This is a genomic window from [Flexibacter] sp. ATCC 35208, assembly GCF_001975825.1.
Lineage (GTDB): Bacteria > Bacteroidota > Bacteroidia > Chitinophagales > Chitinophagaceae > Chitinophaga.
Map to the genome: position 1 here is coordinate 152,185 of NZ_MTKN01000003.1, position 15,528 is coordinate 167,712.

Below are 15,528 nucleotides of genomic sequence, written 5' to 3' on the forward strand. Positions count from 1 at the left end.
GATCTCTACAAGTTACAAAAGTTTGGCACGAAATTTTTATAGGATGAGTTATTAAAATGAAACTATCATGGCAAACGGTATCATCACTTTCGAATTTGACATCAAAGCACTTCACTATTTGAATTCAAATAGCAGCTTTATCAAAGCCACTGCAGATGCCTACGGTAATATCGACATTGCAGCAGCAGCTTTACAATATTATAATACGACCAATTCTCATTTCGATATGGAACTGGAGAGCGAAGAAGATGTGAATAGATTTAAACACGTAGCGCGTCGCTTTTTCAGTGGGTTTAGTGAGAACTAATTGATAAGTGATTAGCAAGAACTGATTGATCAGTGTTTAGTCAAAACTGGTTTAGTTCAAACTAATTAATAAGATATTTATTCGTGTAGTGCAAGCAGTTTTCATTCCATTGTAACTTCCAAGAGTTTCATCCAATTTACCCCCGAAATTTCGTCCATTATTCCCCCCAGCTTTTCATCCATTTCACCCTGAATTTCGTCCATTTTCACCCTGATTTCTACTTTATTTTCATCCAGTTGCCGCCTCCAAAATTTCATCCATTTTAACCTCCGATTTTTTGTCCAGTTGTGATCCCCGGATTTCATCCAATTGCGACCCCTGATTTTTCATCCGGTTGGCAATGCCCCAATGTTCATTGTTTCCCCGTTTCGTTCATTGTTCCCCAAACCCCAAACATTCATTGTTTCCTTATTCCATCCATTTTATTTCCTCAATTGCATCCATTACCCAAAAAAGTGAGCAGCCTGCGAAGAGAATTCGCAGGCGCTTCTATTTAAATGATGAGGGCCTGTCGTTGACAGGCCTTCATCATTTAAATAATCTGAAAAAAAACCGGCCAAACCGGCCGGTACAAGTAATAGATGTAGGTAAAAAGATAAAGGGATAAAATAAGATTTGAAAAATGAAAGGTCGCCAGGAATGACAACCTTTTTCTACCATATCCTAATAAAAACCAAGCTCTTAACAGTATATGATCATGCTCATATACATATATTAAATAAATTATTTTAGATTGATATTTGGCAATAGAGAAGTCTAAGGATAGTATAACAAAGTGTGTGTTGCAAATATAACCAAGCCGCCAATGATGACGTGTAGTACAATTACTACACCTTAAAAACAAAGGTGAGGAAGCCTGTAAAAAGGCCACCCCACCCCGATACGGCTGATTGCAGCCAATTATTTACCCAGTTTCTTTTCCAATATTTCCATAAAATATCCACCTACCACACTTCTCGCCTGGAATCCTACCATCTTACCATCGGTAGTTTCATGCCAGTCGGAAATAGGTACACGGCTGCTGGTCTCTGTTGCATACTTATACACCGGTGTGATCAGTGCTTCAAAATCAGCCTGGTTATCGGTGAGCCCCGCTGTCCACACTATCCAGTCAGATTTAGTGTAGGTTTTACGGCTATCCAGTGGTAAACCAAAACGTTGCTGCTGTGTCAGATAATATTTGATTTCCTTGTCGTATACAGCTTTTGGAAACAGGTCCAGCCCCAACACTTTATCCCAAACCAGGTTGTACTTCTGGCTCCAGGTACCTTTGCGCTCAAACGCCAGGGTGTAGTGGTCACCATCATCTGCCAGTTTCATCCAGTTAGTCACCATATTCTTTGCCGCTGTTCTGAATTTCTCAGCTGTTGTCTTTTCGCCCAGCTGATCTGCCAGCATAGCATAACAACCCAAACCAACGATCGCTTTTACAGAAAGGTTTGCATTTCTGGCCAGGTGACCGGCAAAGTCATCGGTACACAGCTGGTTAGCTGGATCGAAACCCTCTTTCAGCAGGTAGTCTGCCCAGGTTGACAGCGTCTTCCAATGCTTCTTTGCATAATCAGCATTACCTTCTGCTTTTGCGATAGCTGCAGTCAGGATGATCATGTTACCAGATTCTTCTACCGGCATGCCTTCGCCATATACCTGCCCATTTGCCAGCGGATAGGTACCCAGGTCATGTGCAGCGTAAGGCTCGGTGTATTTACCGCTTTCGCTAAAGTAGAAGATACCGTTTGTCATCCCCTTCATCAGATCAGGATTGTAGATCAGGAACAGAGGGGCGGATGGATAAGTTACATCCACTGTATTGATACAGCCATTGCTGAAGTTCTCTTTGGAGAGGAACAGTATTTCGCCTTCAGGACTCTTCACCAGTTTATGTGCAGCGATGCTCTGGCGATAACCGAGTACACACAACTTAGCATAAGTGTCGCCACCTGCTTTGGTTGCATCAGCATACATCTGTTTGTCGAAGGTTTTGCAACGTTCCAGGATGGAACCATAGTCTTTGCTGGCAGCAGCCAGTTCTTTTTCGATGGTGAAGGTGTCATCCTTTTTCCACCATGGGCGCAGGTTAGTACCGAAGTACTGAATGCTGTAGATATCATCATAACCAATAAGGACAACCTGTTCTTTGGATTCAGCACCTACTTTACCCAGTTTTACAACCGTGTTCAACATCAGTTGTTTGCCGGCAGTTACTGCTTTTGGTTTCCCTACGAAAGAAGCAATCGCATCACCATCAGTTGTTATAGTCTGGGTAGCGTTGGCTTCTTTTGGTACAGCTACATACAGGTATCCCCAGTCTATGCGGAGGTCATCACCTTTCTTCGCCAGGATTGCCTGCTCTGTTGTACCTGCTTTCAGGATAGACAGGCCATTGCTGGTGAGCTGCTGTGCTGTCACTTCCTGGCCAGCGGTATTGGTAGCGAGCGTGGAACTTGCACCAAAGTACACCTGTACATCGTGCTGTGCACCATCGTTAGATTGTACTTTGTAGCTAATATAAGATACCGGACGAGACATCAGGTCAAGGTCATTTAATAATAACGGAGACAGGAAGTTCAGCGTCAGGTCTACTTTACCACAGCTAAAGGTGTAGGTAGTCTGCGTAGCGGTGAGCTGTACGCTTTTCTGCACGGCTGTTTTGATATTGTCCGCCAGTAAGTTCTTTGGTTTTACTGAGATACCAGCATCGAGGAAAGCACCGCCCTGTGTATTGGTAACATGTATGGCCAGTACATTTTTACCTTTCTTCAGGAGCTTCTTTACATCGTCGCTAATGGGGAAATATTGTGTGTGGTTCAACCAACCTTCGTAGCTATACGCTTTAGTACCATTAATATATACTTCAGCGTTATCATCGTGATTGATCTTCAGGAACAATGGTTCTGAAGGGATCTTATTCAGGTTGAATGAGCGGCGTACCCAGATGTCGCGGGTATTCCATTGTGTACCTGACATGTGTTTGTCGTTGGTGAAAGGAGCTTCACCTGTCTGCCAGCCTTTTTCAATGAAGTCGGTCGACATCCAGTCAGCAGCAGGCGCTGTTTCTGTATAGGCGACAGTATATTTCTTTTCGTCGGCAGCAGGCACGATACCATCATAATGTTCACCTTGCTGACCGAGTACACGGTAAGTGGTGCCATCCACTTTTACCATGCCTACGATAGGCTGTTCTGCACCTGTCCAGTGACGGGTGGCCGAAGCGGTGAGATTGTCCGAAGCGGACCAGATGCTGAAATAAGGATCGTGTGTGACCAATGGATAGGCTGGAGCCTGTTGTTGTTGCGCATGCAATTGCTGAGCGAGCAACAGCGCGGCAAATCCCAAAAATTTGTTCATGGTTTTGTGGAGCTTTATATTGATTAAATTATACGCGAACGTGGACGCAAAGCCATTGCTAGCTGCGGAAGTGTTGAGACGCATAGACCTGAGTTTGAGTAATGACGTGGTATTCTGCTACACTTTATTCATTCACACGAGTGAAAAATAGGGATTTTATTCTAAATAAAGGTATATGGTACGCTTAATTTTTTTGCAAATGGGGTTCAACGAGGGAGGGTGGAGCCTGCGGCAGGCAGGAAAGAAGCAATAGCTGCCACAGGCCTGAAAAATCATTTTAATTTATAAATCTCACTACCTGCGAGCAGGAAACATCCCAGCCCATAATCCTCAAAATCAGGTATCTTATCAAAACTAACCGGCTGACCATCTGAAGGTTGCTTACCTGTACTCTGCACAAAGCCCAGCATTCCATTATCATGTACACAATCTTTTACCAGCGCGTTCCACGCCTTCACTACCACCGGATAATAAGTCTTTTTATCCAGGTAGCCTTTACGAATACCCCAGGTAATACCATATACAAATAATGAAGTACCTGTCAGCTCTTTTCCACCATAATTATTTGGATCATGCAAACTCGCATTCCAGAACCCATCCGTCCTTTGCAGGGGTAAAACAGCGGCTGACATTTCCTTAAAGTCATTGAGGAAGATCTTATAATAATGGGAATTTTCGGGGAGTTGTTCCATTGTTCTTACCAATGCTGCCAGTACCCATCCATTACCACGACTCCAATAGCAGTTCTGCCCATTTGGTTCTTTATAAGGAGGAATGAAGTCCTTATCTCTCCACCACAAATGCTCTTCTTTATTGTACAAACCATTCTTTGTCCACTCATACATTTCATACATGCGGTGGAAATAAGCCGTATCCTTATATATTTTACCTAAGCGGGCCATTACAGGCATCGCCATTTGAATGGCATCGATCCAATGCCAGTCGTCTATTTTAGATGTCTTGAGCATTGTATCAATAGACGCTTTGATATTGGCGATACGTTCCGGTTTTTTGTCTATCAGATACAGATCAATATACGTCTGCCCACAATCCTGGTCATCCGCATTGCGGGTTTTAATACCATTGCGAAGATTCCAGTTATGTTTTTCACCCCATTGCACTGCATAATCATAATAGGGTTGCTTTGGATCAATAGCATACAATGCCATGAGGCCTTCATAATACACACCACGGGTCCAGATATTAGATGGCCATGTTTTATTCAACACAATCTCTTTGCCCGTATCCGGCCACTTCTCCATAAAATATTGATTCGTCTTCGTCAGCGCAGCCAGTGTGGTCTTCTTTGGAATGAGGGTTTTCTGTGCCTGGGTGTTTACGGCCAACAGCATGGTAACGAACAGGAAATACTTTTTCATTGTGGATTTATTTTAATTTATCAGGGCATAGGCTGCAGGCCTTCCCATTTTATTTTCCATTTACCGTTTTTAGGAATACCCGGTTCTTTGATGGTACAGCCATCATAACCTGCACACATCAGGGCCACCGCTGTTAATAACCCACCGTTTCCAGGCAGGTAAAGCCTTAACCGATCATCCTGGTAGTTATGGCCATTGGGTAACCAGGTATTTGTTTTGATATTCATAAACAGGGCATCTATCGCTCTTTCAGGTTGTCCCAGTCTCACCGCCGTCATGCAGGTGAGTGGAAAATCCCATCCCCAGGTATCTTTCCAATCCCAGCTGGTCCATATCTTATCGAGGGTATGATGCATAACAACCGTATCCAGTGCAGCACTGGTGGGTAACATCCCCAGGGTACCCAGTACAGCTGGGTGATCTGTCATGTATGCCGGTCGGGTATAACTATCAGGCGCACTTTCAGCTGCCAGGTACAAGCCTTCCTGCTGTGGTAGTGGTGATAAGCCATTTAATACCTGATCCCATTCCGGGTTACGGGGTAGCCCTGCTCTTTCTCTCCATCGTTGAGCCGTTTGCAATCCCCATCGCCAGTAAGCCAGTTCGTATGTTGGATTGTACGTGTCTTCCGGTTTAAATCTTTCCTGTGCAGGAATGAGTCCTTTGCCTAAAATATAATGATGGGTGGCACTGTCATACCACGCATAAGATGCCATAAAATCGGCCGTGGCAGCGACCAGCGACTGATATTTTGCCAATACTTCCGGGTGCTGGCGATACAGTAACTCAGCCATGTAAATAAAATGAGGCTGTTGCCAGATGAGGAAAGCGCCTACAGAAGAGGGGCTTTCATTCCCTTCAGGGTCTGTCATCTTTTGCCAGCGAATACCTTTGTAACCCTGTCTTTGCGCAATAGCACGGGCTTTGTCTGCAACGGTCGCATACCATTGCAGGCTTTTCTCCATCAGGTCTGCCCTTCCCCAAAGAGCAAAATGAACGGCATGCCACCAGTACATTTCAAGGTGTGGTTTACCATACCAGCTATTGTACGTCAACCCTGTTTCCTGCGGCGGCATATAGCCAGCACATTGCACTGCCATGAGATATTGGGAAAGGACCACTCTCCTTTCCAGTTCAAAGGCGCGGGGGTCTGTACTACCACTGAAATCAACCGCTCCGCCCCTTTTCCAGAATGCCTGCCAGTATTGGCGGCTGTCTTTTTCCGTTTGCGCAAAAGAAGGAAGGTCCTGCGCTTCATGAGGAGAGAACTCAACAGTGATCTCCTCGTCAGGGGTAAGCAGAAACTCATGGAGATGAGGACTGCTGGTATTTATAGGGGAGTAATTCAGATAATAATGGGTTGAATCTAACTCGTGGATGATAAGACCGGGTTTAATAAAAGACGATTGGTGCCTGTCAGGATGCTGGTAGTCTGTACCTGCATCTGCGAATTCGCCTGTGGGGTAAGGAAGGCGGATACGGATTTTCAGACGCCCCTGCTTTACAAGCGGGGAAATGACTTTGATGGATACGAGGTCTTTTTGCGGATGAACGACGGTACGGACTTTTACGGGGACGCCTTCTACAGTAAAAGCGCTGCGGATCTCTCCATTCCAGAGGTCCAGTACCTGGTCTAGCTGTTGGATATCATCGAGGGTAGCGGGTTGTCCATTCCTTTTCAGTATCTGAAACCCAATATTTCCCAATTGTAAGCGATGTACATTCTGGCGGAAATAGTCGACAGCAGGGGTATTCTTTTTTTGTACCGCGTAGGTGATATCCCGGCCATGCAGGTGATAAGGCTGGTAAGCTTCATCGATTTTATACCCTCCCCTATTGGGAAAGCTATGCCATCCCCAGCCTGACTGGGTACCCAGGGGAATACCTTTGCTATATGCTTCGGGAAACGTTTGCAAACCAGTGACATCTACAGTAAATGCAAAGTTGCCATTGCCCAGTGTCAGAGCAGCGAGCGTATCTGCCTGGTGCAGGGTCACATTATGCCGCTCAACCAGCGCCTGGCGGTTGATGGGCGTTTGTCCACACACTATACTGTATGTGCAGGTCAACAGGAAAGTAATATAGTTCTTCATTCGTGGAATACTTAAAAGTACGTTTTTATGGAAACGTTTGCATAAAAAGTTGACTTTTCAAATATGCAAAATGATAAGAGGAAAGGTATCCTATGCTGTCTTTTTACTATTTTAGCTTATATGAAAAAGTTACTCTTGTGCTGCCTTATGCTTAGTCTGAAGGCGGTTTGCTATGCCGAAGAAGGTACCCCACCACAGGAAAGATATATTTTAGTAATTCATGGCGGTGCTGGTACGATTACCAAACAAAACATGACTCCTGAAAAAGAAGCTGCTTACACAGCGGTACTGAAAGAAGCCCTGATTACGGGTTACAAACTCCTGAAAGCCGGCAAGAGCAGTGTTGATGCAGTAGAAGCTACGATCAAGGTGATGGAAGACTCTCCTCTCTTCAATGCGGGCAAAGGCGCTGTTTTCACTCATGATGGCAAAAATGAAATGGATGCTGCCATTATGAATGGTAAATCCCTGCAGGCAGGTGCTGTAGCCGGGGTGACCACTGTCAAAAATCCGATTGCTGCCGCCAAGGCTGTGATGGAGAAATCTGAACATGTGATGCTGGCGGGTCGTGGAGCTGAGCAGTTTGCAAAAGATGCAGGTCTTGAAATCGTAGACCCTAAATATTTCTGGACACAGGAACGCTGGGACGCCCTGCAACAAGTACTCAAAACCGATTCTACCAAAACAAAACCGGACCATAGTTATACGCCAGCCGGCAAACTGGGTATCGAAAATGTGGATAACAAGTTCGGTACAGTAGGCGCTGTAGCGCTGGACAGAAATGGTAACCTGGCGGCAGGAACCTCTACTGGTGGTATGACCAACAAAAAGTACGGCCGTATCGGTGACTCTCCTATCATTGGTGCGGGTACTTATGCTAATAATAAAACTGCCGCTGTGTCCTGTACCGGTTGGGGTGAATATTATATCAGAGACGTAGCAGCTTACGACCTTTCTGCCATGATGGAATACAAGGGTATTAGTCTGGATCTGGCTGCGAAAACAGTGATTGAGAAAATCGGTATCCTGGGTGGGAGCGGTGGATTAATTGCACTGGATCAGGCAGGCCATGCTGTGATGCCTTTTAATACAGAAGGAATGTACAGAGGTACTATTACCGAAGATGGCCAGATTGATATTGAGATCTACAAACCACAATAAAAAGCGAAAGACTGACTAACAGGCAACCATTTTTAGAGGGGGGAATGGTAAATAACACCTTATTAGTCAGTCTTTTTATGCTTTCAAAAGGATAGTTAATCCGGGCTTTTCAACAATGATTGGGATTAATTTTTTCTGAAAACATGCTTAGTTCAGAAAGCTGAATTTGTTTTCGAAGACTTTACCAATTACTGGTACAGGTCTCTGTGCTTCATTAGAAGCTGTTATTATTCCAAATATCAGCAGAATCAATGGAAGAAGGCCGGCTACACTCAAGAGGAATCCCATGGTAGGAATTATTCTTGCGACGATAGAAACAATAATTGAAATTGCCAGACCAGCGATAAATACGCCTAAGGCCTGTGCAAGATGGTAACGTACCAGTGGTGAGCGTTCAGGTGTTTCTTTATACTTAATGTATGCAACTACCCAACCAATTATTGTACAGTAGGCGACGATAGCTAATGTTTTGTCCTTCATGATATGATCATTTTTTTGTGATTGATGATGTCACAAAAGTATTTGCCCCAAACATGTGTAGCTATTTTTTGCCTACTACGGAAGTACTACAAGCGAAAAAAACAGCGTCTACGAAACAACTACAAACAATGCAATCAATTCAGGATCAGAATATTAAAACTATGCCTCTCTATTAATATCAGCGATTTCTTCCTTTGCAGCCTGGCTATCGCGGGTGTTTTTCTGTACTGCGATGGCACCAAAAATGCTCAGTAAAAATGCAAATGCGTAAAATCCTTTTTCGCTAGGCAGCATGGTGGCGTTCCATAATCCAACTGCCAGGAGGATCAGACAGAGTAATGTAGACACCCAGCTTATACCATAGTAAATGTCTGTAACGGGAATTTTCTCTAACCTATCCCTTACGCACTTTTGCACAGATACCCCTGCAAAGAGACCATACATCAGCACAGTGAAATAGTATCCCTTTTCATTAAGTTGCATTTGGGCATTATACAGGCCTACGATGTAGCCAACAACCCCAATAAGCAACGCAACCCAGGATGCGGCAATAAATGCCATCGATGGTTTTTGTTTCATTGTATCGGTAAATTTCTATATAAGATACAAATTAACCCTAATTATCAGGGGCCTGAAATAGCTGAATTCAGGGATAATTTTTTTTTGCGTTATAATATTATGAAAATCAAGCTTCTCTAATGTGCCGGTTTTAAATACTCATTCTATTTTGATAATTTTATATCAATACTAATAAGCATGCATCAGGAAACACACATCAGTAGCTCCAACTTTGTCAGAGATGTTATCATCGGCATGTCCGACGGGTTAACCGTACCCTTTGCCCTTACTGCGGGGTTGAGCGGCGTACTGGATACGAACCACCTCATTATCGTGTCCGGACTTTCTGAAATTGCAGCAGGTTGCATTTCAATGGGATTGGGTGGATTTCTTGCCGGTCAGACAGAAGTAGAGCACTATGATTCCGAACTAAAACGGGAATATGAAGAAGTAGAGAATGTACCGGACACAGAAAGAATGGAGGTGGAAGCCATCTTTATTGACATGGGTGTAGATAAAGAGCTGAGTAAGCAAGTGACTTTACAAATCAGCCAGGACAAACATAAATGGGTAGACTTTATGATGCGCTTTGAACTGGGGCTAGATAAACCGGATAAGGACAGAGCGATCAAATCTGCATTGACGATTGCATTCTCTTACCTGGCAGGTGGGTTTATTCCTTTGTTCCCCTATCTAATGACTTCCAATAACCAGCAGGGGTTTTATTTTTCTTGTATCATTACGGTGGTAGCCCTGATCATATTTGGGTACTTTAAATCAAAAGTAACCGGGCAACCTTTGATAAAAGGCACTTTGAAGGTAGCGCTCACAGGCATTATAGCGGCTGTGGCGGCTTATTCACTGGCTAAATTGGTGAGCTGATTCAGAACACGACTTTGCCTCCTGACCGACCATTTAACCCCATTGACCTACATCGCCTACTTTGACGTTTCATATGCTTTTAGCTTTGTATCAGTATTAAACTAAAAGCATATGAAAACGTTATTCTTATCAGCAGCCGCCCTTTTCATGGTGGTAATGACCAGTGAGGCAAACTCCTTTGACAAGGTTGTCAGCAATCTATCCAAAACACAATTCTCACAGGATTTCAGCCACGTGCAGCATGCGGTATGGTCTCATCCCGGCAATTTCGATGAGGTCATCTTCCAGCGGCAAGGGCATACCATGACAGCCTATTACGATGCTGGCTCCGAATTGGTAGGTACTACCAGCAGTAAAAAGTTTACCGACCTGCCCCTGAAAGCTCAAAGCAAAATCAGGAAAGAATACCAAGATTACAATGTGGTATCTGTAATAAGGTATGATGATAACGAGAATAATGGTACAGATATGCAGTTATTTGGTGTGACTGCTGACGCCCCCGACAGTTATTTCGTGGAGCTCAGCAAGGGCGCTAAGAAAGAAGTGTTACAGGTTTCTGATGAAGGGAATGTGAGTTTCTTCCAGGCATTGAAATAACCTTAAATTTAATAGTCATGAAACGTATTGTTTTAGCCCTGTGTTCGTGTTTATTGTTGTTGAATAGTTGTACTACTACAACTGCGATACAAGGTAGCACCTCCCCGAATGGAAGTATTACTTACCAGACATTTTACGATGACCTGTCGCCTTATGGCAGCTGGATTGATTACCCTGGCTATGGCCATGTGTGGAGTCCGGGAATGGATGGAGAATTCCGTCCTTATGCAACGAATGGTCATTGGGTATATAGCAATGAAGGATGGATGTGGGCATCTGATTTCAACTGGGGATGGGCACCTTTTCATTATGGCCGCTGGTTTTACGACGATGCGTATGGCTGGTTATGGATACCCGGATACGACTGGTCACCAGCATGGGTTACCTGGGGTGCTGTGGATAACTATTACTGCTGGGCGCCACTGGGACCTGGTGTAGGCGTAGGTGCTGCCTATGGCGGGTGGAGACCACATGACTATTACTGGAACCAGGTGCCAAGGGATCACATATATGACAATGATATTTCGAGAGTGGTAACACGGCCCAATAGTACAGACAGGATCTCTGTGATTAACAATTTTGCCACTACACACGGCAATAACCTGTATTATTCACAGGGACCGAATGTGGCAGAGGTTCAGCGGTATACTAACAGGACTATCACCCCAATGGCTATACAGGAAACCAGGGTACGCGGCAATGCCGTACAGACTGGCAATAACATGCAGGTGTACAGACCACAGGTTCAGAATCCACAACCCAGACAGTTCAGGAGTTTTAATAGTAACACGACTGCCCGGCCAATTATGCAAATGCAGGACAGACCGACGCCGACCATACAAAGATCTGAGCAAATACGAAATGTAAATAGTTTGCCTATGCGTACAGCACCTATGATGTCTTCACCGTCACCATCATCGAGAGTGAGAAGGTAATAAAAGAATGCCGGTGATATAATCACCGGCATTCTTTTATCTCAACAACTTTCTGTCTTCGTCTGTGAGTGGTACAATATGGCTGACCAGCTCTACAATGTCCTCCTTCATACCCGCTTCCAGCAGAATACCGAGCAAGCCAACATTGATACGCTGCTGCTCTTTGTTTAATCCCTGAAATAAACGGGGTTCTATACAGTAAAGACTCTTCACCACCTTGAGCAATGCCTTCTTTTTTCTCCCATCATTGAGTTTTGGAATGATGCCGTTCTTCTCATAGTTATCCACCAGTTTCTCTGCCGCTTCTCCATCTACAAAGGCTTTCTGACGCAGTCGCACCAGCTCATGCAGGTGATTCATCAGCGATTTGAATACTCCATGCTGACGGGTGCGTTCAAACAGGTTTTGAGACAACTCATTATCCTGTGGGTTGAAAGCATCGAAGTAGCGGGATTCTACATACACACTGTGATAAAATCCGATCGCATTATTGTTAAATGAAGTGAGGTCCTTGAACAATTCCTTTTGATGGGAGTTGAGGAAGTAAAAGAAGAATTTATCGCCAATACGCTCAGACCACCTGACAAAGGTAATCTTGAAATAGTGGTCCTTACCCTCCACATCCTTGATGGGCAAGGTGCCAATATCGCTTTCTGCTATCAGTTGCTGGTAAGGTACAGCCACTCCATTGATGCGGATCTGGTATTCCTTTTCCCGGTTCAGCATCAGAAACCAGCCAAACTCTCTTTCCAGGAAGGTCTTAAATTCATCTGACTGAAAGGAAAAACCAGTCACAGCAAAGAGGTCCGTGAAAGTCACCATGGTGCCGGTAGCACCTTTAGACAGATCCCGGTTGTTGTGCGGATCGAAATAATCTTTAGAGTTTTTTGTAATGAGGATCTCGTAAGCTTTGAGCTGACCGGTGGTCTGGTCTTTATAGACAGTTTTCCACAATGCTTTTCCACTAAAGGCGGAAAAGGAGAAACGTCCACGGCCTTTGTTTCCTTTGATGAAGGAAGATGTCTTCTGAAAGGTGGCCTTCTTGATAGAGTCGTTGAAGTTACCGAAGGTCTCCTTCAGCTGTTCATAGTCGATACCAGTACCATTGTCTGTAATGGACAGACTATGGATAGTATCTATTTCATTTGTTTCAAAAGTGATATCGATGATGGATGCTGCTGCGTCAAAACCATTCCAGATATATTCTGCCACCGCTTCCATGTAGTCCCGGGGAAGGCCGGAAGACTGTATACCGGTATCTGTAACAGACACTTTTTCTTTCATATTACGTGCGCATTTAAGTGGGCAAAAGTAATATAAAAGGCTTATTCATTCGTTAATATAATCTTACCGATATGTTGGCTGCTTTCCATGAGGGCGTGGGCTTCCAGAGCTTTATCATATGTAAAAGTTGCATATATGACGGGCTTGTATTTTCCGTTGTGAATAAGTGGCCAAACTTTTTCCAGCAGCTCCTGCGACAGGGCTTTTCTAAAGGTATAATCACGGGGGCGCAGGGTCGTACCAGTGATAGTGAGGCGCTTCTGCATCATCCTGCCGATGTTCAGCTGCGCCATGTTTCCACCCATGGCATTAATGTACACCAGGCGGCCTTCGGTATTGAGTAGCTGAACGTTTTTGTCCAGATAGTCCCCTCCCACCATGTCGAGAATCACGTCCATGCCAGTGCTGGCATATGCCTCCCTGAAGTCCTGCTCTTTATAATTGACATAACCGGCGGCTCCGAGTTCCAGGCAGGCTTTGCCTTTTTCTTCTGAGCCGACGGTTACGTATACATTTGCGTCAAAGGCATGCCCCAGCTGGATAGCAGCAATACCGATACCACTGCTACCACCATGGACCAGCAAATTTTCGCCGGGTTGTAAGTGTGCCCGCTGAAAGACATTTGTCCATACGGTGGCTATCACTTCGGGCAGACTGGCTGCTTCGGCAAATGAAAGCTTATCTGGTATGGGTAGACATTGTCCTTCTTTCGCAGTGACATAGGTGGCATATCCACCACCAGCAATGAGGGCACATACTTTATCGCCGGGTTTCCACATGGTCACATCCGGGCCGCATTCCTTTACGATGCCAGCCACTTCCATTCCCAGGATCTCCTGTACTACGCCGGGAGGAGGTGGATACTTCCCTTTGCGCTGAGAGACGTCTGCCCTGTTCAGTCCGGCCGCTTTGATTTCAATCAGCACTTCTTCTGCACCCGGTGTGGGTGTAGGGTATTCCTGTAGTTGCAGTACTTCCGGTCCTCCGGGTTTGGTAATGACGATGGCTTTCATAGCTTATGCGTTTAAAATGGGTGCGTCTTTCAGTTTTTCTTTGATAGCATCTGGCAGGAAAGGTCTGCCACCGGTAGCAGGTACACAGGTGCCTGTGAATACCGCTTTGGTAACGACCTTGTTATTGAGCATGATCTTCTGTTCAAAATGGATCTGCGGTTTGCCACTTCCGTCTGCCATGAGCTGACAGGTAACGGTGAATGTATCGTCTCTTTTCAGAGAGCGAACGAACTGGATGGTATATTGAGACAGCACCATATTGATGCCTTTCTGTGCTTCTTCTTCCAGGCTGAAACCCAGTACGTCTTTGATAAAGTCGTGCCTGCAATATTCCATGTAGAAAGGGTAATAGAGACCGTCCATGATGTTCTGAACGTCGATGTGTTCTGGTTTAACGGTGTATTCTTTTACGTATTCCATTGTGTTGGTCCTTTTTCAGTTATAAGCAAATCTACATGAAGGATTCTGATAATATTTCCCTTTTATCAATATTTGTTTTTGTCGAATTTTTACTACCCTTTTATTCAATTTGTTTTAATAATTTTAATATTATTACTATACCTATCTCCTCCCTGATTTTTTTCTCTATCGAGTAACAGTGATACCACAACAATGAGATCGTTATGAGGATGGCCAACATTATCGTGTTGCATCAGTACCCTGCTATGGCAGAGAGATTGATTAGAACGCTATACCACAGGAAATTTGATTTTTATGTACACCTTGACAATAAAGTAGACATCGCTCCTTTTATACCCCTCTCGAGCTTGCCGAATACTTTTTTTGTTCAGGAACGTAAAACAGTGCATTGGGCAGGGTTTAGTCAGCTTGAGGCCATCGGTGCGTCGCTGCGTGCTATTTTTTCAAGTGGCCGATCGTATGACTATGTCAACCTGCTGAGCGGGCAGGACTATCCGATAAAACCGACTGGTTATATTTATGATTTTCTCAATGCTTATATTGGTCACTCTTTCCTTACCTCAGAAACACCGCCTACTGCCTGGTGGAACGAAGCGCATCAGCGGTATACCCGATATCACCTGATAGATTACAGTTTCAGGGGAAAACACCGACTGGAAAATATACTTTCCAACCTTTTACCGCAAAGGGAGTTTCCACTACCCTACCAGCTATATGGAGGGCCTTTAGCTGCTTACTGGACGCTGAGTGGAGAGGCCGCATTCTACCTAAGCCAGTTCCTGTCTGAAGGAACATGTTATTCATTTTTCAAACACACCTGGGCGCCGGATGAATTCCTGGTGAATACCTTGCTGATGAACAGTCCATTAAGCAATATGATCATCAATGACAATTACCGCTATATAGATCGTTCTGGCGGTGGATCGCACCCGAAAGTGCTTACTATGGAAGATCTGAATTGTCTGCAGCATAGTAGCCGGCTGTTTGCGAGGAAATTTGATCCCAATATTGACAATCAGATACAGGACGAAATTGATAGAACCATCCTTTATACTAAAAATTGGGTTTAAC

The 15,528-nt window shown here is 44.5% G+C and carries 14 protein-coding genes; 6 read left to right on the forward strand and 8 right to left on the reverse strand.

Going from position 1 to position 15,528, the window contains the following annotated elements; genetic code table 11:
• Positions 1-67 precede the first annotated feature (67 nt).
• Positions 68-307, forward strand: a complete 240-nt coding sequence (locus BW716_RS03705; RefSeq protein ID WP_083721084.1) for a hypothetical protein — start codon at positions 68-70, stop codon at positions 305-307.
• Between the two features lie 900 nt (positions 308-1,207).
• On the opposite strand, the gene BW716_RS03720 is transcribed toward BW716_RS03705, so the two are convergent.
• The 3 genes from BW716_RS03720 to BW716_RS03730 form a co-directional block, all read right to left on the reverse strand.
• The gene (locus tag BW716_RS03720) at positions 1,208-3,655 is read right to left on the reverse strand and encodes a glutaminase family protein (protein ID WP_083721089.1); all 2,448 of its coding nucleotides are present in this window, start codon (positions 3,653-3,655) and stop codon (positions 1,208-1,210) included.
• 272 nt (positions 3,656-3,927) lie between these two features.
• On the reverse strand, positions 3,928-5,034 hold the full coding sequence (locus tag BW716_RS03725; protein ID WP_083721091.1) for a glycoside hydrolase family 88 protein: 1,107 nt from the start codon (positions 5,032-5,034) through the stop codon (positions 3,928-3,930).
• Positions 5,035-5,054: 20 nt separating this feature from the next.
• Complete coding sequence (locus BW716_RS03730; protein WP_083721094.1) at positions 5,055-7,127, reverse strand: hypothetical protein; 2,073 nt, start codon at positions 7,125-7,127, stop codon at positions 5,055-5,057.
• 120 nt (positions 7,128-7,247) lie between these two features.
• On the opposite strand from BW716_RS03730, the gene BW716_RS03735 reads away from it, so the two are divergent.
• A complete protein-coding gene (locus tag BW716_RS03735) occupies positions 7,248-8,288 on the forward strand; it encodes an isoaspartyl peptidase/L-asparaginase family protein (RefSeq protein ID WP_083721096.1) in 1,041 nt (346 codons plus the stop codon).
• 147 nt (positions 8,289-8,435) lie between these two features.
• On the opposite strand, the gene BW716_RS03740 is transcribed toward BW716_RS03735, so the two are convergent.
• Together BW716_RS03740 and yiaA are read right to left on the reverse strand one after the other, a co-directional pair.
• Positions 8,436-8,768, reverse strand: a complete 333-nt coding sequence (locus tag BW716_RS03740) for a DUF4870 domain-containing protein (RefSeq protein ID WP_083721099.1) — start codon at positions 8,766-8,768, stop codon at positions 8,436-8,438.
• A 159-nt stretch (positions 8,769-8,927) separates the two neighbouring features.
• Positions 8,928-9,347: an inner membrane protein YiaA gene (yiaA, locus tag BW716_RS03745; protein WP_083721101.1), complete on the reverse strand. Its 420-nt coding sequence runs from the start codon at positions 9,345-9,347 to the stop codon at positions 8,928-8,930.
• A gap of 177 nt (positions 9,348-9,524) precedes the next feature.
• Between yiaA and BW716_RS03750 the strand changes: the two genes are divergently transcribed.
• The 3 genes from BW716_RS03750 (at position 9,525) to BW716_RS03760 (ending at position 11,740) form a co-directional block, all read left to right on the forward strand.
• The gene (locus tag BW716_RS03750; protein WP_083721103.1) at positions 9,525-10,208 is read left to right on the forward strand and encodes a VIT1/CCC1 transporter family protein; all 684 of its coding nucleotides are present in this window, start codon (positions 9,525-9,527) and stop codon (positions 10,206-10,208) included.
• A gap of 111 nt (positions 10,209-10,319) precedes the next feature.
• On the forward strand, positions 10,320-10,805 hold the full coding sequence (locus BW716_RS03755) for a hypothetical protein (RefSeq protein ID WP_083721105.1): 486 nt from the start codon (positions 10,320-10,322) through the stop codon (positions 10,803-10,805).
• 17 nt (positions 10,806-10,822) lie between these two features.
• Positions 10,823-11,740, forward strand: coding sequence for a DUF6600 domain-containing protein (locus BW716_RS03760; protein ID WP_143708708.1), 918 nt, complete (start codon positions 10,823-10,825; stop codon positions 11,738-11,740).
• A 36-nt stretch (positions 11,741-11,776) separates the two neighbouring features.
• On the opposite strand, the gene BW716_RS03765 is transcribed toward BW716_RS03760, so the two are convergent.
• Genes BW716_RS03765 through BW716_RS03775 form a run of 3 tightly spaced genes read right to left on the reverse strand, consistent with a single transcriptional unit; the run spans position 11,777 to position 14,457 of the window.
• On the reverse strand, positions 11,777-13,024 hold the full coding sequence (locus BW716_RS03765; RefSeq protein ID WP_083721109.1) for an ATP-binding protein: 1,248 nt from the start codon (positions 13,022-13,024) through the stop codon (positions 11,777-11,779).
• Between the two features lie 41 nt (positions 13,025-13,065).
• The gene (locus BW716_RS03770) at positions 13,066-14,037 is read right to left on the reverse strand and encodes an NAD(P)H-quinone oxidoreductase (RefSeq protein ID WP_083721112.1); all 972 of its coding nucleotides are present in this window, start codon (positions 14,035-14,037) and stop codon (positions 13,066-13,068) included.
• A gap of 3 nt (positions 14,038-14,040) precedes the next feature.
• Complete coding sequence (locus BW716_RS03775; RefSeq protein WP_083721115.1) at positions 14,041-14,457, reverse strand: thioesterase family protein; 417 nt, start codon at positions 14,455-14,457, stop codon at positions 14,041-14,043.
• 209 nt (positions 14,458-14,666) lie between these two features.
• On the opposite strand from BW716_RS03775, the gene BW716_RS03780 reads away from it, so the two are divergent.
• A complete protein-coding gene (locus tag BW716_RS03780; protein WP_179090982.1) occupies positions 14,667-15,527 on the forward strand; it encodes a beta-1,6-N-acetylglucosaminyltransferase in 861 nt (286 codons plus the stop codon).
• Position 15,528: the final 1 nt, after the last annotated feature.